This is a genomic window from Photorhabdus aballayi, from assembly GCF_026153155.1.
GTDB classification, from domain to species: Bacteria; Pseudomonadota; Gammaproteobacteria; order Enterobacterales; family Enterobacteriaceae; genus Photorhabdus; species Photorhabdus luminescens.
On record NZ_JAPFCD010000023.1, the window covers coordinates 50,026 to 75,579 of the forward strand.

The window sequence follows — 25,554 nt, forward strand, 5'->3', positions numbered from 1 at the left end:
CTACGACGTAACAGCTTTGCGGATAGCTTAATCAATCCTCCTGCAAACAGGCATCCTTACTGGTTGCAGGAAAGAGACACCCTTCAGAAGAAGAGTGCCCACAAGTTATTTGGTTATACGGGCTTCTGCATCACTAAGTGCAGCATCAACGGTCTGACGGCCGGTCAACGCATTAACCACCGCACTGCGCACGGCATACCAAAAACTGCTCATTTGTGAGACGTTCGGCATGATTTCGCCTCTTTGAGCATTTTCCATCGTGGCCGCAATACGTGGGTCCTTGGCCAGAATATCCTGATAGGATTTCAGCGCCACAGCGCCCAACGGTTTATCCTTATTCACCATCTCCAGACCTTCGTTGGTCAGCAAATAGTTTTCCAAGAACTCCTTCGCTAACTCTTTATTCGGACTGGCGGCATTGATACCTGCCGTCAATACGCCGACAAACGGTTTAGACGGATGACCTTTAAAGGTCGGCAACAACGCCACGCCGTAATTTATGTTATTTTTGTCGATGTTGGACCACGTCCACGGACCGTTGATGGTCATCGCCGTTTCACCTTTGTTGAACGCGGCTTCGGCAATGGAATAGTCAGCATCTGCGTTCAGATGCTTATTTTTCACCAAATCGATAATGAAATTCAGCCCTGCCTTGGAACCTGCATTATTCACTCCGGTGTTTTTCACATCGTATGCGCCATTTTCCAGCTTGAAAGCATACCCTCCGTCCGCAGCAATCAACGGCCAAGAGAAATAAGGCTCTTGCAGATTAAACATAATGGCGCTTTTGCCTTTGCTCTTCAGCTCTTTATCCAGAGCAGGGATCTCTTCCCAGGTTTTTGGCGGGGTCTTCACCAAGTCTTTATTGTAGATAAGAGAGAGAGCTTCAACCGCGATAGGATAACCGACCAGTTTACCGTCGTAGCGCACAGCATCCCAAGTGAATGGAAATAACTTGTCCTTGAAGTTCTGATCCGGCGTGATTTCCGCCACCAAACCAGACTGGGCGTAGCCGCCAAAGCGGTCATGCGCCCAGAAAATAATATCCGGACCATCACCGCTTGCTGCAACTTGTGAATACTTCTCTTCAAATTTGTTTGGATGCTCAACCGTAACATTGACACCCGTATCTTTTTCAAATTTCTTACCAACTTGCGCCAGGCCATTGTAGCCTTTATCGCCGTTGATCCAGATAACTAGCTTACCTTCTTCAATTTTTGCGAAAGCAGAGGCAGAAAGTACTAGTGAGGCTAAAACAGAAAGCGCCAGGGTACGAGCGCCTACTTTTAAGGTTGTTTTTATCATCATTCCGTCCTTATAGTAGTTTGAATAGGTTCAGGGTGAACTGTTTTGTTACATTGGCGGAGAATGCTGGCCTAGTGTGCGATCAACAATGGAAAGACTCATCCTCCCCTACTCTACGCCCTGCCCGGAATGGCTGTGATCTCTATTCCAAAAACAACAGAACCGTGCCGTTGACCACAAAAAGGGACATCTTTTTTTGCGATGAGTCTCACAATTTATCCAGTAGCTCATACCTAACCCACTCAACAACGCTTATCTCATCCTCCTGACTCCTCCCCCATAAAAAACTTGGGTATGGAGGATTTACTCATCCGTCATCTTAAACACACTCTGGTTTATTATTTTTCATCGCGAATTGCGGTGATAAGTCCGGGGGAACACATGTCGAGCGTCACATTACATAATGTATCGAAGGCTTATGGTGAAACTATTATTTCCAAGAACATCAACCTTGAGATACAAGAAGGCGAATTTATCGTTTTTGTCGGTCCATCAGGTTGTGGAAAATCGACAATATTAAGGATGATTGCGGGTCTGGAAGATGTCACTTCCGGTGATTTGTTGATCAATAACATCCGCATGAACGATGTGCCCCCCGCCAAACGCGGCGTTGGGATGGTTTTTCAGTCTTATGCACTGTATCCCCACCTGTCTGTTGCAGACAATATGTCATTCGGCATGAAGCTGGCTGGCGCCAAAAAAAGTGATATTCAGCAACGGGTAAAGCAAATTGCCGAGATGCTTCAACTCGCTCACCTGCTTGATCGCCGCCCTAAAGCCCTATCAGGCGGACAACGTCAACGTGTTGCTATTGGCCGTACTTTGGTCGCTGAACCCAGCGTTTTTCTGTTAGACGAGCCTCTTTCCAACCTGGACGCCGCGCTGCGGGTCCAAATGCGCATTGAAATCTCACGCCTGCACAAACGATTGCAACGCACGATGATTTATGTCACCCACGATCAGGTTGAAGCGATGACGCTGGCCGACAGAATCGTGGTACTGGATGGTGGCGATGTTGCCCAGGTTGGCAAACCGCTTGAACTATACCACTATCCGGTTAACCGCTTTGTCGCCAGTTTTATTGGCTCGCCCAAAATGAATTTCCTGCCAGTTAAAGTCACGGCTACCGCTATTGATCAGGTGCAAATTACTCTGCCCAACCGACAGCAAATCTGGCTGCCCGTAGAAAGCAAGGGGGTAAAAGTAGGCAGTAATGTCTCTCTGGGAATACGTCCCGAACACCTCCTGCCAAGTGATATTGCTGATGTCACGTTGGAAGGCATAGTGCAGGTTGTCGAACAGTTAGGAAATGAAACCCAGGTTCACATTGAAATCCCGGCCATTCGTCAGAATCTGGTTTATCGCCAGCCTGATGTTGTGCTGGTGGAAGAAGGATCGACCTTCACCATCGGATTACCTCCCCACCGCTGCCATTTATTCCGAGAAGACGGAACGGCATGCCAGCGTCTGCATAAAGAACCCGGTGTTTAAGCCTGAGCTAATCACAAAACGACAGGAGAACAACTGATGAAATCAATGCGTATATTACCTATCTCACTAACAATTATGGCCGGATTACTGTCTGTTCAGGCATCGGCCGTAGAATTCCACGGCTACGCCCGTTCTGGTATTGGTTGGACCGGCAGCGGCGGTGAGCAACAGTGCTTCAAAAGCACCGGCGCACAAAGCAAATACCGTTTAGGTAATGAATGTGAAACCTATGCTGAACTTAAGCTAGGTCAAGAGCTATGGAAGGACGGTAATAAGAGTTTCTACTTCGATACCAACGTGGCTTATTCCGTGGCGCAACAAAATGACTGGGAATCCACCGATCCTGCATTCCGTGAAGTGAATGTTCAAGCGAAGAACATCATCGACTGGTTACCGGGCTCAACATTGTGGGCAGGTAAACGCTTTTACCAGCGCCATGACGTACATATGATCGATTTCTATTATTGGGATATCTCTGGTCCGGGCGCTGGCCTGCAAGATATCGATCTCGGCTTTAGCAAGCTCTCTCTGGCGGTTACCCGCAATACCGAATCTGGCGGTTCTTATGGCTGGATTGCTAGCCAGCGCAAAGAAATTCCCACCTCCAATGATGTCTACGATATACGTCTATCCGGTTTGGAAGTTAACCCAGGCGGTAGTCTGGAACTTGGTTTTGACTATGGGCGCGCCAATGCGCGAGAGCACTACCACCTTGATCGTAATGCGTCCAAAGATGGTTTCATGTTTACCGCCGAACATACACAGAGCATGTTAGGAGGCTTTAATAAATTTGTCGTACAGTACGCCACCGATTCTATGACCTCCTACAACAGCGGTCATTCTGAAGGCGCCAGCGTAAACAATGACGGTCACATGTTGCGTATTCTGAATCATGGCGCGATTAATCTTGCAGAAAAATGGGATCTGATGTACGTAGCGATGTATCAGGATACTGACCGTGATAACAACAATGGCAACACATGGTATACGGTTGGGGTACGTCCAATGTACAAATGGACATCAACGATGAGTACACTGCTGGACATTGGCTATGATAACGTCAAATCCCAACGTACTCATGACACCAATGATCAGTACAAAATCACCCTCGCTCAACAATGGCAGGCAGGCGACAGCATTTGGTCCCGTCCGGCCATTCGCCTGTTCGCTACTTATGCAAAATGGGATGAAAAATGGGGTCATGCAAGCAACAACGACGGTTACATTAATGGCATGGCCTACCGTGATACGGCAACGCATAAATTCAGCCGTGGCGACGATGATGAATTCACCTTTGGGGCACAATTCGAAGCTTGGTGGTAATCCAGTTATAACGATTTGATCTCAGATAAATCAGATGATCGCCTTTTAGACTGATATGCCTTTTGCCCGTGGGTATCAGTCTCTTTCTTTTCAACCGAACAAGGGAAGGGTAAGAAATGAAAACTAAACTGCTCTCATGTTGCCTTAGTGCTGTACTCTGTAGTACAGCTCCTCTGATAAGCTATGCAACATCTATCACTACAACAACTCCAGCAACCACGACACAGGATATTGTTGCCCCTTCCCTCTCAATAACAGCATTGCAAAAACTGAGCTGGCAACCGATTAATACCAGTGATACTCAGACCATTATCCTCAATGCCACATCTCAACATCTTAATGAGGGAGATATTCAGGGGCCGATAGCAGCATTCGCGCTGCCGGCAAACCGAGGCTCTCTGGATATTACCCTGAGCAGCTTAGTACAAGATAAACAAGTTTACGTACCCAATGTTTTAGTACTGGATCAAGGGTTACGCCCTGCCGCATTTTACCCAAGCAGCTATTTTCCATATGAACGTCCGGGGGTTATGTCCACCGACCGGCTGGAAGGCACACTAAAGCTCACACCAGCATTGGGGCAACAACAAATTTATATACTGGTTTACACCACCCATACCGATTTACAGCAATCCACCCAAATGGTTGATCCCGCCAAAGCTTACGCTCAAGGCGTCGGTAATGCCGTTCCCGCTATTCCAGATCCCGTTGCCCGCCATATGCAAACAGGTACGTTGAAGCTGAAAGTAAAATCAGAACAAAACGCCGGCAATATCACGATTGGTCAAGTTTTCTCAACTCCAGCACAAGAACCGATCATTGTCGGGCCAACACAAGCCACGGTAACGCCATCCACGCCGCAAAAAGTCAAACCGGTCTTGAGTGATACAGAACGTTATTTCAATGATGCAATTAAAAAGGAAATTAAGAACGGCAATATTGATAAAGCACTCAAATTGTTGGATGAAGCGGAACGCCTTGGATCTTCAACTGCACGAAAAACGTTTATCAACAGTATCAAAAACAAGGGGTAAACCATTGCAAAACAAATGCTCTCCAAATGAGGAGGGCATCAGGTTTAACTTTCATCACACTTTCTGGCCGGTAATACTTATGTTATGGCTGGAGGGATAAAGCTTTAGTGATTCTTAACAGAAAATTATCCTCATAAAGAAAAGCAATAGAATTTTTTATTGCCTGATGATCTCTTATTTTACGTTCATCAATAATGAGCTGTAATTTTTTAGATAATTCAAGAATATTACCTGATTTATAAAGCTCACCGTTTAAATCATTGATGATATCGTTCGGGCCACACTGACAATCTGAACTTATACAATAGATACCATAAGATATGGCTTCTGCTAATACCATGCCAAAACCTTCATATTTTGATGTTAAAATAAAAGCTGACACCTCTTTTATGTTATCCATCACAAATTCCCAAGGCTGATCTTGCCAACCATGCCAAATAATATTGTTATTTATATTGAGTTGTGAAGATAATTCTTTTAAATAAACCTCATCATCACCTGAGCCTACCATATGTAATTCCCAATCACCATGCAATTGCGAAAGAGCTAAAAATAGTTCAGTTAAATTTTTCGACTGATAAGCAAGAATTCTTCCAACATATAAGAATTTAGCTATATGTTTTGGTTGAGGAATTATCAAAGAGTTCATCTTGATAGGATTGAAAATAAGATGAAGCTTATCCGCTTTTATCCCAAAGGATAACATTTGATCTCTTAAACCAGAGCTAATTACAAGGTGCTCATCAACACAACATAAATCTTTAATTTTCTGTGGGGTAGGATTTCTAATGGAAGTATGCAGCCAAGAGTAAGTTTTTATTGGAAAATTAATTTTTTCACAGGAAAGCCGAGCAATATTGCAAGATGTTATGTCTAAGCTTATTAAAATCTCGGGGCGAAATCTTTCTAATATCAAGGACAGTTCGCATGCAATATCCTGGCAAGATTCGTAATTACTTGACGCAAAGGAGATATGTTGAGTATTAGATAACCACGTCGGATTTTCAATTCTGTTTTTATCATTTAGGGATATGAAAATGAAATCAATTTCAATGTTGGCACGGCCAATCAGATTTATTAAATTTGAACATACCGTTTCTACCCCACCATATCCATTCAAAAAAAGATCATGATATATTATAAATACTCTTTTCATTGTTAACCTTTTAATTAATTAACCAAAAACGCTCTTTAATTTTTTCTTTACTAATAGAGTGATGATATTTTTCCAATGAAATTAAAAGATTTGATTCATTATCAAACAGAGGTTCTAATTGAGATTCATAAAATAAGATATTTTGCATTTTTTCTTTTAAATTAATATCCACCAATATAACGTGCTTATTAAATTTGTTATTTCTTAATAAAGCATTCTCCAAACTATCTGGGTTAATAGTAGGGTATTCACCTAAAACATAAGGAAAATCTTCATAAAGTAATATTTTAAACTTATGTAAACCTTTTATATTATTTACAAGATTATTTATTATGATGTGGTCTACATGTTGACCTATTCCCAAAGGAGCATATATATAATCAGGTTGATAATTTAACAATGTTTTGTCGATGAGATCTTGAGCCATATCGGATGCATAATCTGATTTATGTATCAAGCCACTATAAATCATGGCGGAATTTGTATACATAGGTTCACTATATTGATCGGTTCTGTAAATACAATCTAAAATTTTACCATGTATTGGAATCGCTGATAATTTATTGCAAAAAGCGATATCCTCATTAGCTCGCTTTGAATAAAATTTTATAAATGAATTCATATTATCATTACCAGCAGAGTGTAAGTAATGAGATGTAAGATTTTCGTCATATCCAGTAAAAAATGTTAAAACAACCACCTTTTGATTTTCTGAAACTAATTTATGTATTAAACCGCCAGCACTTAAAGCCACATCATCTAAATGCGGTGACAAAAATAGATGTATCATTTTAAATCTCCATATAAAGGCTGTTATATTTTATCTCCATGAGCACAATATAAACAGCGGCGAGATCAATGCGTATCCCATCTCTGTTTTTTATAAAATCTGAATTGTCAATGTTTGGCTTTTCTTGGAATTGAACTCTTTCATCATGGGCATAAAACTCTTTCATTATATCAAACCAGCTAGCATGGATTCTTTTTGCTGCAACTTCTATTATGCTGTCACTATGGCCTAGTATTGTCATTAAATCAGAAAAAATAGTATCGTTTGTAGAAAGTAATGTCTCATAATTAAAATCATCAGATATAATATTATCATCGTATAAATAAAGATTTTTTATTACTTCTGATATAATACTTAAATCGCTCTTTATTAATCTTTTCTCAAACGCTTTCTCTTTTTCATTGAATGCTTGATAAGGTTTTAAAAAATTAATTTGCAAATTGTACTCAATTTCGAGTTTTGTTACTGAGTCTTGCATAGCCGTCTTATTATCGACTAAATATTTCGCACACCATAGGTCGTGTATGCAAGAGGCAAGAATATCTAAATTACCATCCTGTTCCAAGAACGCACATATTTCAGAAAATAATTTAATTTGTGAACTATTTAACTGGCAATTTAAAGCTCTATGGCTAGGGTTAAATATAAATGAAGCTTGCTTTAATCTTCTTTGAATCTCTTTAGTTAAATATGTTGAATTTAAATTGATTTTACTATCCAGCAGTTCTTTATTATTTTCTTTACTCATAATCTATCTCCTATCCTTTGCTCATTAACCTTATTTCCGTTGATGATATATCTAAGCGAAATAAATCTTCGGGAATAGATTCAAATAAGAATCGATGTTCCTTGCTAATATTGATCAAATCATCAACTGTATAATATTTATTATTAAAAAAACGTCCAGCCACCAGAAATCTACAATCATTACTCTTAATTGTCATAAGAGATTTTTTTAATCCTGCATCACCGCCATAATAAATAGGATTATTAATTTCCTGACATAAATCAGCTCCAATGACAAAAATTGCTCCTTGGTAAATGTGCGATTTTTCAGTAAAAAATTTAGCGTCGCTTAAAACTATATCACCTTTCCCCTTAAACTGTCTTATCCTCTCGAAAATTTCATCGGTTGAAATTGTAAGTTTTACCGCATTCTTAATTGACAACTCATAATATGGCTTTCTTTTGGTCAGCACTGTAGCGATTTCTTTTAATTGTTCATGGCCTTTATGAAGTGGATTAAAAGAACCAGATAAAATTAAAGTATCTTTCCAGTCTATGTTGGTATTATTAAAACCTCCGTTCCCATCAATATGTATATAATTCAACTTACCATTAATTAAATCAATTAGATAATGCTCATTCTTGTTAGGCATATTCATCTATATTCTCACATGACATCATTTTTAATTAAATACATATCACTTCCTTATATAAAAATATATTTATACCCGTTATCTTTCAAGCTGCCTCTTTGTTGGCTGCACTCACTCACCCCAGTCACATAGTTAGCTATGCTCCTGGGGATTCGCTCCCTTGCCGTCGCGATGCATCTTGAAATCCATAGGGTATATTAACCTTCATTATTATATTATTTACCAATGGTAATTAATGATATATTTTCATTCTGTTTAAATAAATATAAAATTAATTTCCCTAGTGATCGCCAAACCATTTATTAACGGTAATTTATTGTTTTTTTAACATTAAAATCATGAACTATAAATGTTTACTCACAGCTCAGCTTATTACTAAATCTCCCAAATTTCCTGAACCATTCTCATTAATTATCAGTATTATCTTTATAATTTTCCTCAGTAATTTTCACTAAAGCAGATTTTATTCTCAAAATATCTTCCATTGTATGCGACATATCAAGGCTAACCCGAACAGCGCCATCAGGATAAGTTCCAAATTTTTTATGAGCTAATGGTGCACATTGCAATCCAGGACGGGTAATAATATTGTATTTGTTTTCTAGTATATAAGAGACTTCTCCGGGATGATAACCTTCCACTGTAAAAAGAATTGTTGGTAACCCGACTTTATGTTTACAAATTAATTTTACCTTCTTTAACTGAGATAGCTCATCTATAAGATTTGTACGCAAAGTTTGTAATTGATTTTGAATATTCTCTATCCCAATTTTTTTTAAACGCCTTATGGACGCTAGCAATGAAAGTATGCCAATAGTGTTTTGTGTACCTGATTCATATTTGTATGGTATTCCAGTTGGTTGCGTTGTTAATCTTGATAATACACCTGTCCCGCCCTGAACTAATTCATTATGAGAAAATCCATTATCAAGAATAAAATACCCGCCAATACCTGATACTCCTCCTAAGCTTTTGTGCCCGCTAAAAACAAGGTAATCAATATTACCTTTCGATAAATCAATTATTTGTGAGCCAAAAGATTGTGAACTATCAACTAAAACCATCGCACCGTATAAATGTGCCAGTTTTCCTATCTCATCTATATTGCAAAATGTACCAATAGTATTGGAGCAACTATGAACCACCAATAACTTAGTTTTCTTATTCTTTAATAAAAACTCCAAATGCGACATATCAATTTCACCATCTGTCACATCGATCAATTGACTACTTACCCCAATATCTTTCAAGTGGTTTATCGGTCTAAGCACCGAATTATGTTCTAAATGGGTCGTAATGACATTATCATCCGGCTTAAGTATACCTTTTATACATTCGTTGAGTGAATACGTTGCTCCTGAGTTAAAAATTACTGTCCCATGACCCTTTAATTTTGTTTGCTCAATGAATTCGTGTCGGCACTCTTCAACAAGTTCAGTCACCTTTTTAGATTGTTGTGATAAAGATCGCCCTGGAGTTACCCCAAGAGTGTCTAAATACATATTTATTATGTCTTTCACTTCTTGTGACTTTGGCCATGAAGTAGAAGCTACATCTGCATATAACATTATGCAATCTCCATATGGTGACTAATATATAATTTGAATTTTTTAGCAGCCTCATCCATCTCCTTTATTCCTTCACTATCTCTCCAATCCGACCTTTCCGGCACATTTAAACTATTTGCCAATACTGTTCTGATCATTCCTCTCTCAATGAAATCTGATTCACCTATCGTAAAAACATATTTATTACCACTATCTTCAACGTAAATATAGGGGCCAGCTTCACCGAATATCTTAAGTTCATCCAATGAGTCTATGGTATGCATTTTAAATTGATCTTTTAATTTATTATGAAGATCAATCTCGGTAGGGAAACAACATAAGTGTGCATGGTAACAATATTTTTGATTCGGGTCCATGATGATACAACCACCGGCCCGTCCATTTTCATAGCAAAGAGGATTGCTTATATTGTAATATTCGCGATAAAAATCATTTATTATATTCTTAAACTGTTTTAGCTCTTTTATTGCTTCTTCATCGTATATTTCTGCAAAGCAGCGATATCCCTCCAAATCAGTTTCACATTTATTGGTGGCAATGATGATATAGCCCTCAATTATCTGGCCTTTAGGTACAAAGGCATAGAAATATTTTCCTTGTAAAAGTATTTTATCCTTTTCAAAGGAAGACTCTGGGTGACAAAAAATACATCCCATTTTAAACTCCTTTATCGCTTGTCGATTCTACTGATAAATATATTTTCATGACACAAATTAAAATCTTCTTCGGTATGCCAGGCAATCATCATGCTAAATTTATTTATAACACTATGTTTATTAAGTCTACTTTGTAGTTCAGAATAAATAGGATTCGGTAAGATTATTCTGCATTTTTGCCTAATAGCAAGACAAGAATCAATCACAGATATAATTGTACCGGGAGTGGTATTGGATAAACCTATCACTTCCACTGTGGCATCATCAAAACCTAATATCGCTAATTCTTTCCCAACCGTTAACAGTTTAATATCCCTGTAGCGAGGACACTGCTGTGAGTAAGCGATCCAATCGTTATTTACTTCCCTGCCGAAAAAATTGACTTTATTAATATTATCTACTTCATTAAAATCACTTAGATCTACATCGATTTTAGTACATCCTTCTACTACTATTTCTGTAAAATCAAAAATATCCGCTCTGCTACATATGTATTTTTCGAAAATCCTTGCATAACATTTTATTTTTCTTTCATCTGAGTAACAAACCGTCGCATCTACATCATTACGATGTGTTTGTTTGACACTTTCTATTATCAAATTTCGTGATTTTACACTTTTATCTATGCCAAAATCGCTAAGCATATTAATGGATACTCGTCTATGTTTAAGACTAAATTCACACTTTCTTGTTATAACAATTGACAAGTATATATCGTTTCTTTTATACAGAAATGCTTTTATCTCACTAGAAAGATTATATTTCTTTTCTTTCATGTTTTTCCAAATAAAATAATCCAAGCTACCTATATCACGCTTATAAAAATTATTTATTAGGATATAATTCTCTTCTGTTATATCTTCATAGACTAGGTTTACGCCATTCTCCATTATTTTGTCCCGCTATTTTATATTGGCGACAATTGCTGATCATTTTTAGTTTATATTTATTTAAGAGTATGTGAATCATGAAATATTGTATTTTATGACCTGCATCATAATTTAAAGATCCAACAGGAGAAAAAACTGCGATTATTTATCCTGAAAAATCAAATTGAAGTCTTCTCTAATCATGCAAGAACACAGATAAAAATAGGTGATCTAAAAGAATAATCTTTCATAAATTCTATGTGATGGGACTTTAAATAAAATAATTATATTGACCAGACCCTTGAATTAAATACGATGAGCTATTTCTGCATACCGAATAATATCCCTTACATAGCCAAAGTGATTTCGCCGATACCAAACTCATAGAATACTTAATCATCAGTGTATACCCAATGGATTTCAAGATGCATCGCGACGGCAAGGGAACGAATCCCCGGGAGCATAGAGAACGATGTGACCGGGGTGAGTGAGTACAGCCAACAAAGAGGCAACTTGAAAAATGACGGGTATATATTCCGAGGGGCGCGGGCATCCTTGCCTATAGTGACGCCGGATAGATTTAAGCAAGCCTAAAATTCATCAAAATGAGTGTTGCAAAAACGAGGGTGACCATAGATTTTATACTCTTGCATTGATTCAGATATTGATGCAATATCGCATCAATATCTGAATCAATGAGGTAATCAAATGCGAACTACTGTCACGATTGATGATGTGCTGTATGCACAGGCGCTGGAAATGGCCGATCCTAGCATGGACAAAGCTGATATTTTCCGGGAAGCAATGAAAACATTTGTTCAGGTGCAGGCTGCAAAGCGGCTCGCTTCGCTCGGCGGTACATCGCCTGAAATGCAGACGATTCCCCGCCGCCGCGAGGAGCCATCCGCATAATGACTATTTTGGTTGATACATCCGTCTGGGTTGACCATTTCAAAAACCGGAATGACGGGTTGATTCAGTTGCTGAGCCGGAATCTGGTTCTGATACATCCAATGGTATTGGCAGAGATAGCATGTGGTACCCCTCCGGCTCCAAGACTGCGAACACTTGGTGATCTAGGTCTCTTACCACCAAGCCATCAGGCCAGTATTGCCGAAGTGATGGTGTTTATTGAAAACGAAAAACTGTACGGGCTTGGATGTGGTTTTATTGATATTACGTTGCTGGCATCAACCTTAATAACGCCAAGAGCAAGACTTTGGACATTGGATAAGCGACTTGAGAGATTGGCTAAACGTCTTAATGTGAGTTATCAGCCGACTCATTGACCGGAAACTTATAATCATTTTTTCAGCGGGATTTGGGGTTTGAAGAGTAACTTTGTTTCTCCCTATCGTCTGGCGGGTAAAGCTGGAAAAAATGATGCCGCCGATGCTTTTGTGAACAGAACTTGATTAAAACGGAACACCAAGTAAAAAATTGTTACGTTATCAATAATCTGAAATGCCCTCCAAAAAAGAGGGCATTTAATTAGCTAGCGTGTTCTAAGAATTACTTCTTATCGCCGCCAAAACCGGCATTCAACAGTTCTGCCAAGTTCGCAGTAGCTTCATCGACACTCACTTGCGGAGCCTCAGCAGGCTCGTTCAAATGACGGCGACGTATGCGCTCCTGATGGTAAGCATAACCGGTACCAGCAGGTATCAGACGACCAACGATGACGTTTTCTTTCAAACCACGCAGTTCATCACGTTTACCCGCAACCGCAGCCTCAGTCAGTACGCGGGTCGTTTCCTGGAACGATGCCGCAGAGATGAAGGATTCAGTTGCCAGAGACGCTTTGGTGATACCCAACAGGTCACGGCCATAAGTTGCAGCCACTTTACCTTCTTGCTCCAACTTACGGTTTGCCACTTTAACGCGGGCATATTCAACCTGTTCGCCTTCCAGGAACTCGGAACTGCCTGCACTTTCAATGGTTGCTTTACGCAGCATCTGACGAACGATAACCTCAATGTGTTTATCGTTAATCTTAACCCCTTGCAGACGGTAAACTTCCTGAACTTCGTTGGTGATGTAACGGGTAACCGCATGAACACCACGCAGGCGCAAGATGTCGTGTGGCGACTCTGGACCATCAGAGATCACGTCGCCACGTTCAACCACTTCACCCTCGAACACGTTGAGCTGACGCCATTTAGGTATCATCTCTTCGTAAGCATCACCACCATCTAATGGGGAGATAACCAAACGGCGTTTGCCCTTGGTTTCTTTACCAAAGGAGACAATACCGCTGACTTCAGCCAGGATAGCAGGCTCTTTCGGACGACGTGCTTCGAACAAGTCAGCAACACGCGGCAGACCACCGGTAATATCTTTCGTACCGCCGGATTCTTGAGGAATACGCGCTAAGGTATCACCCGCAGAGATGCTTACGCCATCGTCTAACTGAACAATCGCTTTGCCCGGCAGGAAATATTGCGCAGGCATATCAGTACCTGGAATCAATACATCGTCACCCTTGGCATCAACGATTTTCAGTGCCGGACGCAGGTCTTTACCACTACCGGTACGCTCTGCGCTATCCAGAACAACCAATGAAGATAAACCTGTTAATTCGTCAGTCTGACGGGTAATGGTCTGACCATCGACCATGTCAGCAAAACGGATGATACCCGATACTTCACTGACAACTGGCATGGTGTGCGGATCCCAGTTAGCAACGGTTTCACCGCCGTTAACTGTTTCGCCATCACCTTTACCCAGTACTGCACCGTAAGGCACTTTATAGCTTTCTTTAGTACGACCAAATTCGTCGATCAAACACAGTTCGGTGTTACGAGAAGTAATGACCAGTTTGCCTGCGGAGTTCGTCACGGATTTAGCGTTAAACAGTTTCAGGCTACCTTTATTACGCACCTGAATGCTGGATTCTGCTGCTGCACGAGACGCCGCACCACCAATGTGGAATGTACGCATCGTCAACTGTGTACCCGGCTCACCGATAGACTGAGCAGCTATAACGCCGACAGCCTCACCTTTATTGATAATGTGTCCGCGAGCAAGGTCACGACCATAGCAGTTCGCACAAACACCGAAGTCAGTTTCACAACTTACAACGGAACGTACTTTAATGCTGTCAACGGAGCTTTCTTCTAACAGATCACACCATTTCTCATTCAACAAGGTGTTACGTGGCACCAGAATGTCAGCAGTACCCGGTTTCAGAACATCTTCCGCCGTCACACGACCCAATACACGCTCACGCAGTGGTTCTTTAACATCACCACCTTCAATAACCGGCGTCATCAGAATACCGTCGTGCGTACCACAGTCATCTTCTGTAACAACCAAGTCTTGCGCCACGTCAACCAGACGACGAGTCAGGTAACCAGAGTTCGCCGTTTTCAGTGCGGTATCCGCCAAACCTTTACGAGCACCGTGGGTTGAGATGAAGTACTGGAGTACGTTCAAACCTTCACGGAAGTTCGCAGTAATTGGGGTTTCGATGATGGAGCCGTCCGGCTTAGCCATCAAGCCACGCATACCCGCCAACTGACGGATCTGAGCGGCAGAACCACGCGCACCGGAGTCAGCCATCATAAAGATGCTGTTGAAGGAAACTTGCTGTTCTTCCTCACCATCACGGTTAGTGACCGTTTCGGTAGACAAGTTTTCCATCATTGCCTTAGCAACTCGTTCGTTTGCCGCAGCCCAGATATCGATAACTTTGTTATAACGTTCACCGGCTGTCACCAGACCAGACTGGAACTGTTCCTGAATTTCAGCAACTTCCGCTTCGGCTTCCGCAATGATGCCCGCTTTTTTCTCTGGGATAACCATGTCATCGATACCAACAGATGCGCCTGAGCGTGCAGCGTAGGCAAAGCCGGTATACATGATCTGGTCAGCGAAAATAACCGTTGGTTTCAGGCCCATCACGCGGTAACAGGTGTTCAGCATTCTGGAGATAGCTTTTTTACCCAATGGTTGGTTAACCAGTGAGTAAGGCAGGCCTCTCGGTACGATCATCCACAGGATTGCACGGCCGATAGTCGTATCAACCAGACCCGTGTTAGTCGTGATATTGCCTTCACCGTCTTTCACTTCTTCAGTGATACGCACTTTAACGCGGGCATGCAGAGAAGCCAGACCTGCGCGGTATACGCGTTCTGCTTCTTTAGGGCCAGTCAGCACCATGCCTTCGCCTTTGGCGTTAACACAGTCACGGGTCATGTAGTACAGACCCAAAACAACGTCCTGAGATGGAACGATGATTGGCTCACCACTCGCTGGAGACAAGATGTTGTTAGTAGACATCATCAACGCACGCGCTTCTAACTGGGCTTCCAGTGTCAGCGGTACGTGAACAGCCATTTGGTCACCGTCGAAGTCGGCGTTATATGCCGCACACACCAATGGGTGCAACTGAATCGCTTTACCTTCGATCAGAACCGGTTCGAATGCCTGAATACCCAAACGGTGAAGTGTCGGCGCACGGTTCAGCAGAACCGGGTGTTCACGAATAACTTCATCCAGAATATCCCATACCACCGCCTCTTCACGCTCAACCATCTTTTTAGCGGCTTTAATCGTAGTCGCTAAACCACGCAGTTCCAGCTTGCCGTAGATGAATGGCTTAAACAGTTCCAGCGCCATCTTCTTAGGCAGACCACACTGATGCAGGCGCAGGTAAGGACCTACAGTGATTACAGAACGACCGGAATAGTCAACACGTTTACCCAACAAGTTCTGACGGAAACGACCTTGTTTACCCTTGATCATATCAGCCAAGGATTTCAGTGGGCGTTTGTTAGAACCGGTAATGGCACGACCGCGACGACCGTTATCCAGCAACGCATCAACCGCTTCCTGCAACATACGTTTTTCGTTACGAACGATGATATCTGGCGCAGCCAGATCTAACAGGCGCTTCAAGCGGTTGTTACGGTTAATCACACGACGATAGAGATCGTTTAGATCCGAAGTGGCAAAACGGCCACCATCCAGTGGAACCAATGGACGTAAATCCGGCGGCAGAACTGGCAGAACCGTCAGAACCATCCATTCTGGCTTGTTGCCAGACTGAATAAAGGCTTCCAACAGTTTAATACGCTTGGTCAGCTTCTTACGTTTAGTTTCAGAGTTAGTTTCATTCAACTCTTCACGCAGCGTTTCACACTCATTTTCCAGATCAAGATTTTTCAGCAAAGACTGGATAGCTTCCGCGCCCATCTTCGCATCGAATTCATCACCAAACTCTTCCAGCGCATCCAAGTATTGCTCTTCTGTCAGGATCTGACTGCGTTCCAAGCTGGTCATACCGCCTTCTACCACCACATAGGATTCGAAGTACAGTACACGTTCAATATCACGCAATGGCATATCCAGCAACAAACCGATGCGAGATGGCAATGATTTCAAGAACCAAATGTGTGCAGTTGGAGAGGCCAGTTCAATGTGACCCATACGCTCACGACGAACTTTAGTTTGGGTAACTTCTACACCACACTTCTCACAAATTACACCACGGTGTTTCAAGCGCTTATATTTACCACACAAGCACTCATAGTCCTTTACTGGTCCGAAAATACGGGCGCAGAAAAGGCCGTCACGCTCAGGTTTGAACGTGCGGTAATTAATAGTTTCCGGCTTTTTTACTTCACCGAATGACCACGAACGGATCATATCTGGCGAGGCCAGAGCTATTTTGATCGCATCAAACTCTTCGGTCTTAGTTTGCGCTTTCAGAAACTTCAATAAGTCTTTCACGAAATGGCTCCTGTCGGAGTTAGACCTGTCAGGAGAGCAGCCCATGCCGCTCTCCCCTATGACCAGTGCAACCACTGGCTGGTAAACTGCCCGTCATATCCATTTATTCAGGGCAGTACCAGCGGGAATACGATTTATTCGTCTTCCAGCTCGATGTTGATACCCAGAGAGCGGATCTCTTTCAACAATACGTTGAAGGATTCCGGCATACCTGGCTCCATCTGGTGGTTGCCATCCACGATGTTTTTATACATCTTGGTACGGCCGTTAACATCGTCGGACTTGACGGTGAGCATTTCCTGCAAGGTGTACGCGGCACCGTATGCTTCCAATGCCCACACTTCCATCTCACCGAAGCGTTGACCACCGAACTGCGCCTTACCACCCAACGGTTGCTGAGTAACCAGACTGTACGAACCGGTTGAACGGGCGTGCATTTTGTCATCCACCAGGTGGTTCAGCTTCAGCATATACATGTAGCCAACGGTAACCTGACGTTCAAATTGCTCACCAGTACGACCATCAAACAGGGTAATTTGACCAGAAGTCGGCAAATCACCCAGTTTCAGCAGCTCTTTAATTTCTTTCTCTTTCGCACCATCAAACACAGGTGTCGCAATTGGCATACCTTTTTTCAGGTTTTCTGCCAAACGCATAACTTCTTCATCGGAGAAAGCGCTCAGATCAACTTTCTGACGGGTTTCATCACCCAGGTCATAAGCTTTCTGGATAAATTCACGCAGTTTGGCAACTTCCTGCTGCTGTTTCAGCATCGCATTGATCTTGTCGCCAATACCTTTCGCCGCCATACCCAAATGCGTTTCCAAGATCTGACCGATGTTCATACGTGATGGTACGCCCAGTGGGTTCAGTACGATGTCTACCGGAGTGCCGTTTTCATCGTAAGGCATATCTTCGATCGGGTTGATCTTGGAGATAACACCCTTGTTACCGTGGCGACCCGCCATCTTATCACCAGGCTGAATCTGACGTTTAACCGCCAGATAAACTTTGACGATTTTCAGAACACCCGGCGCCAAATCATCACCCTGAGTGATCTTACGGCGTTTAGCATCCAGCTTTTTCTCGAACTCAGCTTTGAGTTCGTCATACTGTTCAGCCAACTGCTCCAACTGATTCTGTTTCTCTTCATCAGCCAGACCCAGTTCTAACCAACGCTCACGTGGCAGTTTATCCAGCTTCTCAGCTTCGATGCCGCCAGCAATCAAAACAGAACGGATACGTGCAAACAGGCCAGCTTCAAAGATTTGCAACTCTTCTGTCAGGTCTTTCTTAGCCTGACGCAACTGCATCTCTTCGATTTCTAAAGCACGTTTATCTTTTTCTACGCCATCGCGGGTAAATACTTGTACGTCGATAACCGTACCGGATACGCCATTTGGTACGCGCAGAGAAGAGTCTTTAACATCAGACGCTTTCTCACCGAAAATAGCACGCAGCAATTTTTCTTCCGGCGTTAGCTGAGTTTCACCTTTAGGCGTCACTTTACCAACCAGAATGTCACCGCCTGTCACTTCTGCGCCAATATAAACAATACCGGATTCATCCAGTTTGGAGAGTGCGGCCTCACCTACGTTAGGGATATCAGCAGTGATCTCTTCTGGCCCTAATTTGGTATCACGAGATACGCAAGCCAGTTCCTGGATATGAATGGTTGTAAAACGATCTTCCTGGACGACACGCTCAGAAACTAAGATGGAGTCCTCGAAGTTATAACCATTCCACGGCATGAACGCTACGCGCATGTTCTGGCCGAGCGCCAGTTCACCCAAGTCAGTGGATGGGCCATCAGCCAGTACGTCGCCGCGTTCCACCGGCTCACCCAGAGAGACACACGGCATCTGGTTAATACAAGTGTTCTGGTTCGAACGGGTATATTTAGTCAGGTTATAAATATCAATACCTGCTTCACCCGAATACATCTCATCTTCGTTTACTTTGATCACGATACGAGATGCATCAACGTACTGAACCACACCACCACGTTTAGCAACAGAAGTTACACCTGAGTCAACCGCTACTGCACGTTCCATACCTGTACCAACCAACGGCTTATCAGCTCGCAGAGTAGGTACAGCCTGACGTTGCATGTTCGCACCCATCAATGCGCGGTTTGCGTCATCGTGTTCCAAGAATGGGATCAGGGAAGCACCAACGGAAACTACCTGCTGAGTGGAAACGTCCATATATTCAACCTGTTCGCGGTTAAATAAGCTGGATTCACCATAGCTACGGCAAGTTATCAGATCTTCAACGAAATGGCCTTCATCATCTAATACGGTGTTCGCCTGTGCGATAACGAAGTTACCTTCTTCAATCGCAGACAGATAATGAATTTCATCAGTAACAACGCCATCACGAACCAGACGATATGGGGTTTCAAGGAAACCATACTCGTTAGTCTGCGCATAAACAGACAATGAGTTAATCAGACCGATGTTCGGACCTTCCGGGGTTTCGATTGGACATACACGACCATAGTGGGTTGGGTGTACGTCACGCACTTCGAAGCCAGCGCGTTCACGAGTCAAACCACCTGGACCTAACGCAGAGATACGACGTTTGTGAGTGATTTCAGAAAGCGGGTTGTTTTGGTCCATGAACTGAGATAGTTGGCTGGAACCAAAGAATTCTTTCACTGCGGCTGAAATCGGCTTAGCGTTGATCATGTCCTGAGGCATCAATGTATCCAGATCCCCCAGAGACAGACGCTCTTTAACTGCACGCTCAACACGTACCAGACCTACACGGAACTGGTTTTCCGCCATCTCGCCGACAGAACGGATACGACGGTTGCCTAAGTGGTCGATATCGTCAACTTCGCCTTTACCATTACGGATATCAATGAGTTTCTTCATGACATCAATGATGTCATTTTTACTCAGAATACCGGAGCCTTCAACTTCTTCCCGGCTCAATGAACGGTTGAATTTCATACGACCAACCGCAGAAAGATCATAACGATCTTCTGAGAAGAACAGATTTTCAAACAGATTTTCTGCCGCTTCACGGGTTGGCGGCTCACCAGGACGCATCATGCGATAAATTTCAACCAAAGCGCCCAAACGGTCATTGGTTGGATCAACACGGAGTGTCTCAGAAATATACGCACCGTGATCTAAATCGTTGGTGAACAGTGTTTCGATAGATTTGTGACCCGCCTGGCTCAAACGCGCCAGCAGATCTAAAGAGAGCTCCATGTTAGCAGCACAGATAATTTCACCTGTATTGACATCAATGTAGTCTCTTGCAACAACTTTACCCGCAATGTATTCAACAGGAACCTCAATACGGTTCACTTCGTCTTTTTCTAACTGGCGGATATGACGTGCGGTAATACGACGGCCTTTTTCAACATAAACCTTGCCGTTTGCTTCAATATCAAAAGAAGCGGTTTCACCGCGCAAACGTTCTGGCACCAGCGTCATTTGCAGTCTGTTGTCACGAATTTCGAAAATCGTTTTACTGAAGAACAGGTTCAAAATCTCTTCAGTACTGTAATCCATTGCACGCAGAATAATGGTTGCCGGCAATTTACGACGGCGGTCAATACGTACAAACAGATTGTCTTTTGGATCGAATTCGAAATCTAACCAAGAACCACGGTAAGGAATGATACGTGCGTTATACAGCACCTTACCAGATGAGTGAGTTTTACCCTTATCGCTGTCAAAGAATACGCCAGGACTACGATGTAACTGGGAGACAATAACCCGCTCAGTACCATTGATAACAAAGGTACCGTTGTCAGTCATGAGCGGAATTTCACCCATGTAGACTTCTTGCTCTTTGATGTCTTTGACTGTGCCTTCCGGTGCTTCACGTTCATAGATAACCAGACGCAACTTAACGCGCAGAGGCGCCGAATAAGTTACACCACGAATCTGGCACTCTTTAACATCAAACACTGGCTCACCAAGACGGTAGCTAACGTATTGCAGCTCCGAACTGCCGCTATAGCTCTGAATTGGGAATACAGAACGGAATGCCGCTTCTAAACCATTCTGGCCTTCTGGATCTTGCTCGATAAACTTCTGGAACGAGTCAAGTTGGATAGAAAGGAGATAAGGTACGTCCAACACTTGGGGACGCTTACCAAAATCCTTACGAATACGTTTTTTCTCGGTATAGGAGTAAACCATAGGGTTCCTCAGCTCGCTGATCAGTGACCCACTCTGCCCGCCCTAAAGGACAGCTCTTTACGACACTGTTTTTTCGAACAGAAAATTGAATTATTTTCCGTAATACTTATTACTATTACTCTTAAATCATTTCATTGCGTTACCTTACTACCGAGCTACCCGAGTGGATCGTAGCTGAGAACGCAGTATATTAAGTCGTCAATAGGAAAAAGTATTTAGGGGTTAATTAACAGCCAAACAGTGGAAATGCTGCTAATGCCCTACAGCGCAAAAAGGCTGGTGATTAAAAAATCACCAGCCATCAGCCTTTAAAGTCAGGCTGCTAACTTAAAACTGAACTTACTTAACCTCAACAGAAGCACCTGCTTCTTCCAGAGATTTTTTCAGTGCTTCAGCGTCATCTTTGCTGATGCCTTCTTTCAGTACAGCTGGAGCGCTTTCAACCAGATCTTTCGCTTCTTTCAGACCCAGGCCAGTTGCGCCACGTACTGCTTTGATAACAGCAACTTTGTTGCCGCCAATAGCGGACAGAACAACGTCAAACTCGGTTTTTTCTTCAACAGCTTCAGCCGCGCCAGCAACAACAGCTACCGCTGCCGCAGCAGAAACGCCGAATTTCTCTTCCATTGCAGTGATCAGTTCAACAACGTCCATAACGGACATGCCTGCAACTGCATCCAGAATTTGTTCTTTATTGATAGACATAACAAGTGTTCCTAAAATTCAGAAATAATTTATACGTTAAAAAGCAACGAAGGAAATCGACAATTAAGCTACTTCTTTCTGCTCGCGTAACTCGCGTAACGCAGCCAGAGTACGAACCAGTTTGCCTGCAACGGCTTCTTTCATGGTTGACATCAGGCGTGCGATTGCTTCTTCGTAAGTTGGGAGTGTTGCCAGACGGTCAATATTGGCCGCAGGAATGAACTCACCTTCAAAGGCTGCTGCTTTAATCTCGAATGCTGGATTCGCTTTCGCGAACTCTTTGAACAGACGAGCAGCGGCGCCCGGATGTTCGTTAGAGAAAGCAATCAAGGTTGGACCAACAAACGCTTCTTTCAGGCACTCATAAGCAGTACCTTCAACAGCACGGCGGATCAGTGTGTTACGCACAACACGGATGTAAACGCCAGCTTCGCGACCTGCTTTACGCAGTTCAGTCATTTTATCTACGGCAACGCCGCGGGAATCCGCAACAACCGCAGACAGCGCGCCTTTGGCTACTTCGCTAACTTCAGCAACAATCGCTTGTTTGTCTTGAAGATTTAATGCCATTAGCTTCTTGCTCCTGGATTAACCGGGAAAAACCCGGAACTCACATCGCTCATAACACTAAAAGTGCCTGAGCTCTAAAACACGGTGAGCAGAATCCAGAAATGAATGTCATTTGGCTCTGTCACCGTCTACGCAGGGATATTAAGTAATTACTTACACCTGCGGTCTTGGACGGGGCTTGGATTAGGCCAAGCTCCAACCGAAAATTTTTTATTTAGCTAATAAAAAACTTACTAGCCAAATACAAGGCGCCAAATTTTAGACAAATCTGACGCCAAGGTAAAGCGATAATCACATTCAGCTAAAATTAAGCTGAAGCGCTTAGACCTGACTGGTCAATCGCAACACCTGCGCCCATAGTAGTGGACAGGCTAACTTTCTTAATGTAAACACCCTTAGCAGAAGATGGTTTGGCTTTTTTCAGCGCAACCAGCAAAGCTTCCAGGTTTTCTTTCAGTTTGTCAGCATCAAAGTCAACTTTACCAATGGTGGTGTGGATAATACCGTTTTTATCGTTACGGTAACGAACCTGACCCGCTTTAGCATTCTGTACAGCTTCAGCAACGTTAGGAGTTACAGTACCTACTTTAGGGTTTGGCATCAGACCGCGTGGACCCAGGATTTGACCTAATTGGCCAACAACGCGCATTGCATCTGGAGAGGCGATAACAACGTCAAAGTCCATTTCGCCTTTTTTAACCTGTTCAGCCAGATCTTCCATACCTACCAGTTCAGCGCCCGCTGCTTTAGCAGCTTCTGCATTTGCGCCTTGGGTAAATACAGCTACGCGAACGGAACGGCCAGTACCGTGAGGCAATACCGTCGCACCGCGTACGTTCTGGTCAGATTTACGAGCGTCGATACCGAGGTTAACAGCAACGTCAACGCTTTCTACAAATTTAGCGGTAGCCAGCTCTTTCAGCAGAACAACGGCTTCGTTAATGTCATACTGCTTAGTTGCATCCACTTTTTCGCGGATTGTGCGCATGCGCTTGGTCAGTTTAGCCATCGATTAACCCTCCACTACCAGGCCCATGGAACGAGCAGTACCTTCAATTGAACGCATCATTGCTTCAACGCTAGCACCTGTCATATCCGCAGCTTTAGTTTCAGCAATTTCACGAACCTGCGCGCTGGTTACTTTACCAACTTTGTCTTTGTTCGGTTTGCCGGAACCTGATTTAATGCCCGCTGCTTTCTTCAGCAAAACAGCCGCTGGTGGGGTTTTAGTAACGAAAGTGAAAGAGCGATCAGAATAAACAGTGATCACAACAGGAATTGGCAGACCTTTTTCAATGCTGTCAGTTTTAGCATTGAACGCCTTACAGAATTCCATGATGTTAACACCCTGCTGACCCAGAGCAGGACCTACTGGAGGGCTTGGGTTAGCCATACCAGCTGCAACCTGCAACTTGACATAGGCTTGTACTTTCTTAGCCATTGATAATTTTCCTCTATATGGGTGGTATCGCCTTTATTTAAAAGGCTCCCCTGCTATTTCAGCCCCGCCTGATTCAGGCCAGACTACTAAAAAACAAAAGGCGCGAAATTGTATGTTAATTTCTCACCTATTGCAAGCCAGCAAAAAATATGCTCGGAAATTACGCCTTTTCTACCTGGCTGAAATCCAGCTCAACGGGTGTCGCACGACCAAAGATAGAAACTGAAACTTTCAGGCGGCTCTTCTCGTAATCGACTTCTTCCACAACACCATTGAAGTCTGCGAATGGACCATCGCTGACACGAACCATTTCGCCTGGTTCGAACAATGTTTTTGGCCGTGGTTTATCACCAACCTGCTGAAGACGATTCATAATCGCATCAACTTCTTTATCACTGATTGGCGCCGGACGGTCAGATGTGCCACCGATAAAACCCATGACGCGTGGTACGCTGCGAACAAGATGCCATGTTGCATCGTTCATGATCATTTGTACCAGCACATACCCAGGGAAAAATTTGCGTTCACTTTTGCGGCGCTGGCCGCTACGAATCTCAACAACTTCCTCTGTTGGCACCATCACTTCGCCAAAAGAATCTTCCATATCATGCAATTTGATATGTTCACGTAAAGATTGTGCAACGCGACCTTCAAACCCGGAAAATGCCTGTATAACATACCAACGTTTTTTTGGGGAATCTGACATCTTAGAACCTCAGGCCTGTAATAAATGAAACTAAACGCACCAGGATACCGTCAAGACCCCATAGGATCAAAGACATCAATGCAGTGACCGCCGCAACAATCAAAGTTGTATGCAGCGCTTCCTGGCGAGTTGGCCAAATGACTTTACGCATTTCAATGCGGGCTTCTCGGGCGAAAGCCAGTGTGGTTTTCCCTTTCGCAGTCCAGAGCGCAGCCGCTCCCGCAAGAGCAACAATAACAACAACTGCCATCGCGCGTAGAGGAAGGCTATACTCCCGATAAAGGTAGTTTCCAACGATAGCAACCGTTAATAAGGCTGCCACTAATAGCCATTTCATTACCTCAAGACTACGCCTGCTTTCTTGAGCATCGCTATTCGCACTCATAAACCAACCTGTAACTATGATTTAAATAGATAGCCAGCTTGCCTCGCAAGAGCAAAACAAATCAGACCGAACCAAAAAATTTGAGTGATTGTATCTGACTTGGCGCCATAATTCAGTATGACATTGTATATCTGAGAGAGATATAGCCAATTCGTTGCATCAGAGCCTATCTCACCAATAATTAAAAACAACTATTGATGAGATAGGTTCTTATTAAGACAACGTACAAAAAGGGCATCGGTTGATGCCCTTTTAGTGTAATCACATCAAAAAATTATGC

21 protein-coding genes are annotated in these 25,554 nt (G+C 43.1%); 5 read left to right on the plus strand and 16 right to left on the minus strand.

The genetic code is table 11. The annotated features are described in order from the left end of the window. Positions 1 to 105: 105 nt before the first annotated feature. The gene (malE, locus tag OO184_RS13020; protein WP_088374185.1) at positions 106 to 1,305 is read right to left on the minus strand and encodes a maltose/maltodextrin ABC transporter substrate-binding protein MalE; all 1,200 of its coding nucleotides are present in this window, start codon (positions 1,303 to 1,305) and stop codon (positions 106 to 108) included. Between the two features lie 381 nt (positions 1,306 to 1,686). Between malE and malK the strand changes: the two genes are divergently transcribed. The 3 genes from malK (at position 1,687) to malM (ending at position 5,153) form a co-directional block, all read left to right on the plus strand. Continuing rightward, positions 1,687 to 2,796, plus strand: a complete 1,110-nt coding sequence (gene malK, locus OO184_RS13025; protein ID WP_265379551.1) for a maltose/maltodextrin ABC transporter ATP-binding protein MalK — start codon at positions 1,687 to 1,689, stop codon at positions 2,794 to 2,796. A 36-nt stretch (positions 2,797 to 2,832) separates the two neighbouring features. After that, positions 2,833 to 4,119: a maltoporin gene (locus tag OO184_RS13030; protein WP_265379552.1), complete on the plus strand. Its 1,287-nt coding sequence runs from the start codon at positions 2,833 to 2,835 to the stop codon at positions 4,117 to 4,119. 116 nt (positions 4,120 to 4,235) lie between these two features. Next, entirely contained in the window at positions 4,236 to 5,153 is a 918-nt protein-coding gene (malM, locus tag OO184_RS13035) for a maltose operon protein MalM (RefSeq protein WP_265379553.1), read from the plus strand. Between the two features lie 82 nt (positions 5,154 to 5,235). On the opposite strand, the gene waaB is transcribed toward malM, so the two are convergent. The 7 genes from waaB to OO184_RS13070 form a co-directional block, all read right to left on the minus strand. Continuing rightward, positions 5,236 to 6,309 (minus strand): lipopolysaccharide 1,6-galactosyltransferase, encoded by a 1,074-nt coding sequence (waaB, locus tag OO184_RS13040; RefSeq protein WP_265379554.1) that lies wholly within the window; start codon positions 6,307 to 6,309, stop codon positions 5,236 to 5,238. Positions 6,310 to 6,319: 10 nt separating this feature from the next. Continuing rightward, positions 6,320 to 7,099, minus strand: coding sequence for a PIG-L family deacetylase (locus tag OO184_RS13045; protein WP_265379555.1), 780 nt, complete (start codon positions 7,097 to 7,099; stop codon positions 6,320 to 6,322). Between the two features lies 1 nt (position 7,100). Then, on the minus strand, positions 7,101 to 7,847 hold the full coding sequence (locus tag OO184_RS13050; RefSeq protein WP_265379556.1) for a hypothetical protein: 747 nt from the start codon (positions 7,845 to 7,847) through the stop codon (positions 7,101 to 7,103). Between the two features lie 10 nt (positions 7,848 to 7,857). Further along, positions 7,858 to 8,478, minus strand: coding sequence for a nucleotidyl transferase family protein (locus tag OO184_RS13055; RefSeq protein ID WP_265379557.1), 621 nt, complete (start codon positions 8,476 to 8,478; stop codon positions 7,858 to 7,860). 407 nt (positions 8,479 to 8,885) lie between these two features. Continuing rightward, positions 8,886 to 10,046: an aminotransferase class V-fold PLP-dependent enzyme gene (locus tag OO184_RS13060; RefSeq protein ID WP_265379558.1), complete on the minus strand. Its 1,161-nt coding sequence runs from the start codon at positions 10,044 to 10,046 to the stop codon at positions 8,886 to 8,888. Beyond that, the gene (locus OO184_RS13065) at positions 10,046 to 10,702 is read right to left on the minus strand and encodes a hypothetical protein (RefSeq protein WP_265379559.1); all 657 of its coding nucleotides are present in this window, start codon (positions 10,700 to 10,702) and stop codon (positions 10,046 to 10,048) included. The genes OO184_RS13060 and OO184_RS13065 overlap by 1 nt, the downstream gene beginning before the upstream one ends. An 11-nt stretch (positions 10,703 to 10,713) precedes the next feature. After that, complete coding sequence (locus OO184_RS13070; RefSeq protein ID WP_265379560.1) at positions 10,714 to 11,592, minus strand: hypothetical protein; 879 nt, start codon at positions 11,590 to 11,592, stop codon at positions 10,714 to 10,716. A 687-nt stretch (positions 11,593 to 12,279) separates the two neighbouring features. On the opposite strand from OO184_RS13070, the gene OO184_RS13075 reads away from it, so the two are divergent. After that, positions 12,280 to 12,483 (plus strand): type II toxin-antitoxin system VapB family antitoxin, encoded by a 204-nt coding sequence (locus OO184_RS13075; protein ID WP_049585747.1) that lies wholly within the window; start codon positions 12,280 to 12,282, stop codon positions 12,481 to 12,483. Beyond that, the gene (locus tag OO184_RS13080) at positions 12,483 to 12,860 is read left to right on the plus strand and encodes a type II toxin-antitoxin system VapC family toxin (RefSeq protein ID WP_265379561.1); all 378 of its coding nucleotides are present in this window, start codon (positions 12,483 to 12,485) and stop codon (positions 12,858 to 12,860) included. The genes OO184_RS13075 and OO184_RS13080 overlap by 1 nt, the downstream gene beginning before the upstream one ends. 223 nt (positions 12,861 to 13,083) lie before the next feature. Here the strand turns inward: OO184_RS13080 and rpoC are convergent, their stop codons facing one another. The 8 genes from rpoC to secE form a co-directional block, all read right to left on the minus strand. After that, positions 13,084 to 17,304, minus strand: a complete 4,221-nt coding sequence (gene rpoC, locus OO184_RS13085) for a DNA-directed RNA polymerase subunit beta' (protein ID WP_265379562.1) — start codon at positions 17,302 to 17,304, stop codon at positions 13,084 to 13,086. Positions 17,305 to 17,438: 134 nt separating this feature from the next. After that, positions 17,439 to 21,467 carry a DNA-directed RNA polymerase subunit beta gene (gene rpoB / locus OO184_RS13090; protein WP_265379563.1) on the minus strand — a complete coding sequence of 1,343 codons (4,029 nt, stop codon included), beginning with the start codon at positions 21,465 to 21,467 and terminating at the stop codon, positions 17,439 to 17,441. Positions 21,468 to 21,806: 339 nt separating this feature from the next. After that, positions 21,807 to 22,172 carry a 50S ribosomal protein L7/L12 gene (rplL, locus tag OO184_RS13095; RefSeq protein ID WP_049585754.1) on the minus strand — a complete coding sequence of 122 codons (366 nt, stop codon included), beginning with the start codon at positions 22,170 to 22,172 and terminating at the stop codon, positions 21,807 to 21,809. Positions 22,173 to 22,235: 63 nt separating this feature from the next. Further along, on the minus strand, positions 22,236 to 22,742 hold the full coding sequence (gene rplJ / locus OO184_RS13100) for a 50S ribosomal protein L10 (RefSeq protein ID WP_265379564.1): 507 nt from the start codon (positions 22,740 to 22,742) through the stop codon (positions 22,236 to 22,238). Positions 22,743 to 23,049: 307 nt separating this feature from the next. Continuing rightward, a complete protein-coding gene (gene rplA, locus OO184_RS13105; RefSeq protein ID WP_049585757.1) occupies positions 23,050 to 23,751 on the minus strand; it encodes a 50S ribosomal protein L1 in 702 nt (233 codons plus the stop codon). 3 nt (positions 23,752 to 23,754) lie between these two features. Then, entirely contained in the window at positions 23,755 to 24,183 is a 429-nt protein-coding gene (rplK, locus tag OO184_RS13110; RefSeq protein WP_036771650.1) for a 50S ribosomal protein L11, read from the minus strand. Between the two features lie 160 nt (positions 24,184 to 24,343). Then, entirely contained in the window at positions 24,344 to 24,889 is a 546-nt protein-coding gene (nusG, locus tag OO184_RS13115) for a transcription termination/antitermination protein NusG (protein ID WP_011144820.1), read from the minus strand. A gap of 1 nt (position 24,890) precedes the next feature. Beyond that, a complete protein-coding gene (gene secE, locus OO184_RS13120; RefSeq protein ID WP_049585758.1) occupies positions 24,891 to 25,274 on the minus strand; it encodes a preprotein translocase subunit SecE in 384 nt (127 codons plus the stop codon). Positions 25,275 to 25,554: the final 280 nt, after the last annotated feature.

Bases quoted from the DNA above. Each gene is read 5' to 3' on its own strand.
- malK (WP_265379551.1), top strand. From the start codon at position 1,687: ATGTCGAGCGTCACATTACATAATGTATCGAAGGCTTATGGTGAAACT.
- waaB (WP_265379554.1), bottom strand. From the start codon at position 6,309: ATGAAAAGAGTATTTATAATATATCATGATCTTTTTTTGAATGGATAT.
- OO184_RS13075 (WP_049585747.1), top strand. From the start codon at position 12,280: ATGCGAACTACTGTCACGATTGATGATGTGCTGTATGCACAGGCGCTG.
- OO184_RS13030 (WP_265379552.1), top strand. From the start codon at position 2,833: ATGAAATCAATGCGTATATTACCTATCTCACTAACAATTATGGCCGGA.
- OO184_RS13055 (WP_265379557.1), bottom strand. From the start codon at position 8,478: ATGCCTAACAAGAATGAGCATTATCTAATTGATTTAATTAATGGTAAG.
- rplJ (WP_265379564.1), bottom strand. From the start codon at position 22,742: ATGGCATTAAATCTTCAAGACAAACAAGCGATTGTTGCTGAAGTTAGC.
- malE (WP_088374185.1), bottom strand. From the start codon at position 1,305: ATGATAAAAACAACCTTAAAAGTAGGCGCTCGTACCCTGGCGCTTTCT.
- OO184_RS13080 (WP_265379561.1), top strand. From the start codon at position 12,483: ATGACTATTTTGGTTGATACATCCGTCTGGGTTGACCATTTCAAAAAC.
- OO184_RS13060 (WP_265379558.1), bottom strand. From the start codon at position 10,046: ATGTTATATGCAGATGTAGCTTCTACTTCATGGCCAAAGTCACAAGAA.
- malM (WP_265379553.1), top strand. From the start codon at position 4,236: ATGAAAACTAAACTGCTCTCATGTTGCCTTAGTGCTGTACTCTGTAGT.
- rplK (WP_036771650.1), bottom strand. From the start codon at position 24,183: ATGGCTAAGAAAGTACAAGCCTATGTCAAGTTGCAGGTTGCAGCTGGT.
- OO184_RS13050 (WP_265379556.1), bottom strand. From the start codon at position 7,847: ATGAGTAAAGAAAATAATAAAGAACTGCTGGATAGTAAAATCAATTTA.
- nusG (WP_011144820.1), bottom strand. From the start codon at position 24,889: ATGTCAGATTCCCCAAAAAAACGTTGGTATGTTATACAGGCATTTTCC.
- rplA (WP_049585757.1), bottom strand. From the start codon at position 23,751: ATGGCTAAACTGACCAAGCGCATGCGCACAATCCGCGAAAAAGTGGAT.
- rpoB (WP_265379563.1), bottom strand. From the start codon at position 21,467: ATGGTTTACTCCTATACCGAGAAAAAACGTATTCGTAAGGATTTTGGT.
- OO184_RS13065 (WP_265379559.1), bottom strand. From the start codon at position 10,702: ATGGGATGTATTTTTTGTCACCCAGAGTCTTCCTTTGAAAAGGATAAA.
- OO184_RS13045 (WP_265379555.1), bottom strand. From the start codon at position 7,099: ATGATACATCTATTTTTGTCACCGCATTTAGATGATGTGGCTTTAAGT.
- OO184_RS13070 (WP_265379560.1), bottom strand. From the start codon at position 11,592: ATGGAGAATGGCGTAAACCTAGTCTATGAAGATATAACAGAAGAGAAT.
- secE (WP_049585758.1), bottom strand. From the start codon at position 25,274: ATGAGTGCGAATAGCGATGCTCAAGAAAGCAGGCGTAGTCTTGAGGTA.
- rplL (WP_049585754.1), bottom strand. From the start codon at position 22,172: ATGTCTATCAATAAAGAACAAATTCTGGATGCAGTTGCAGGCATGTCC.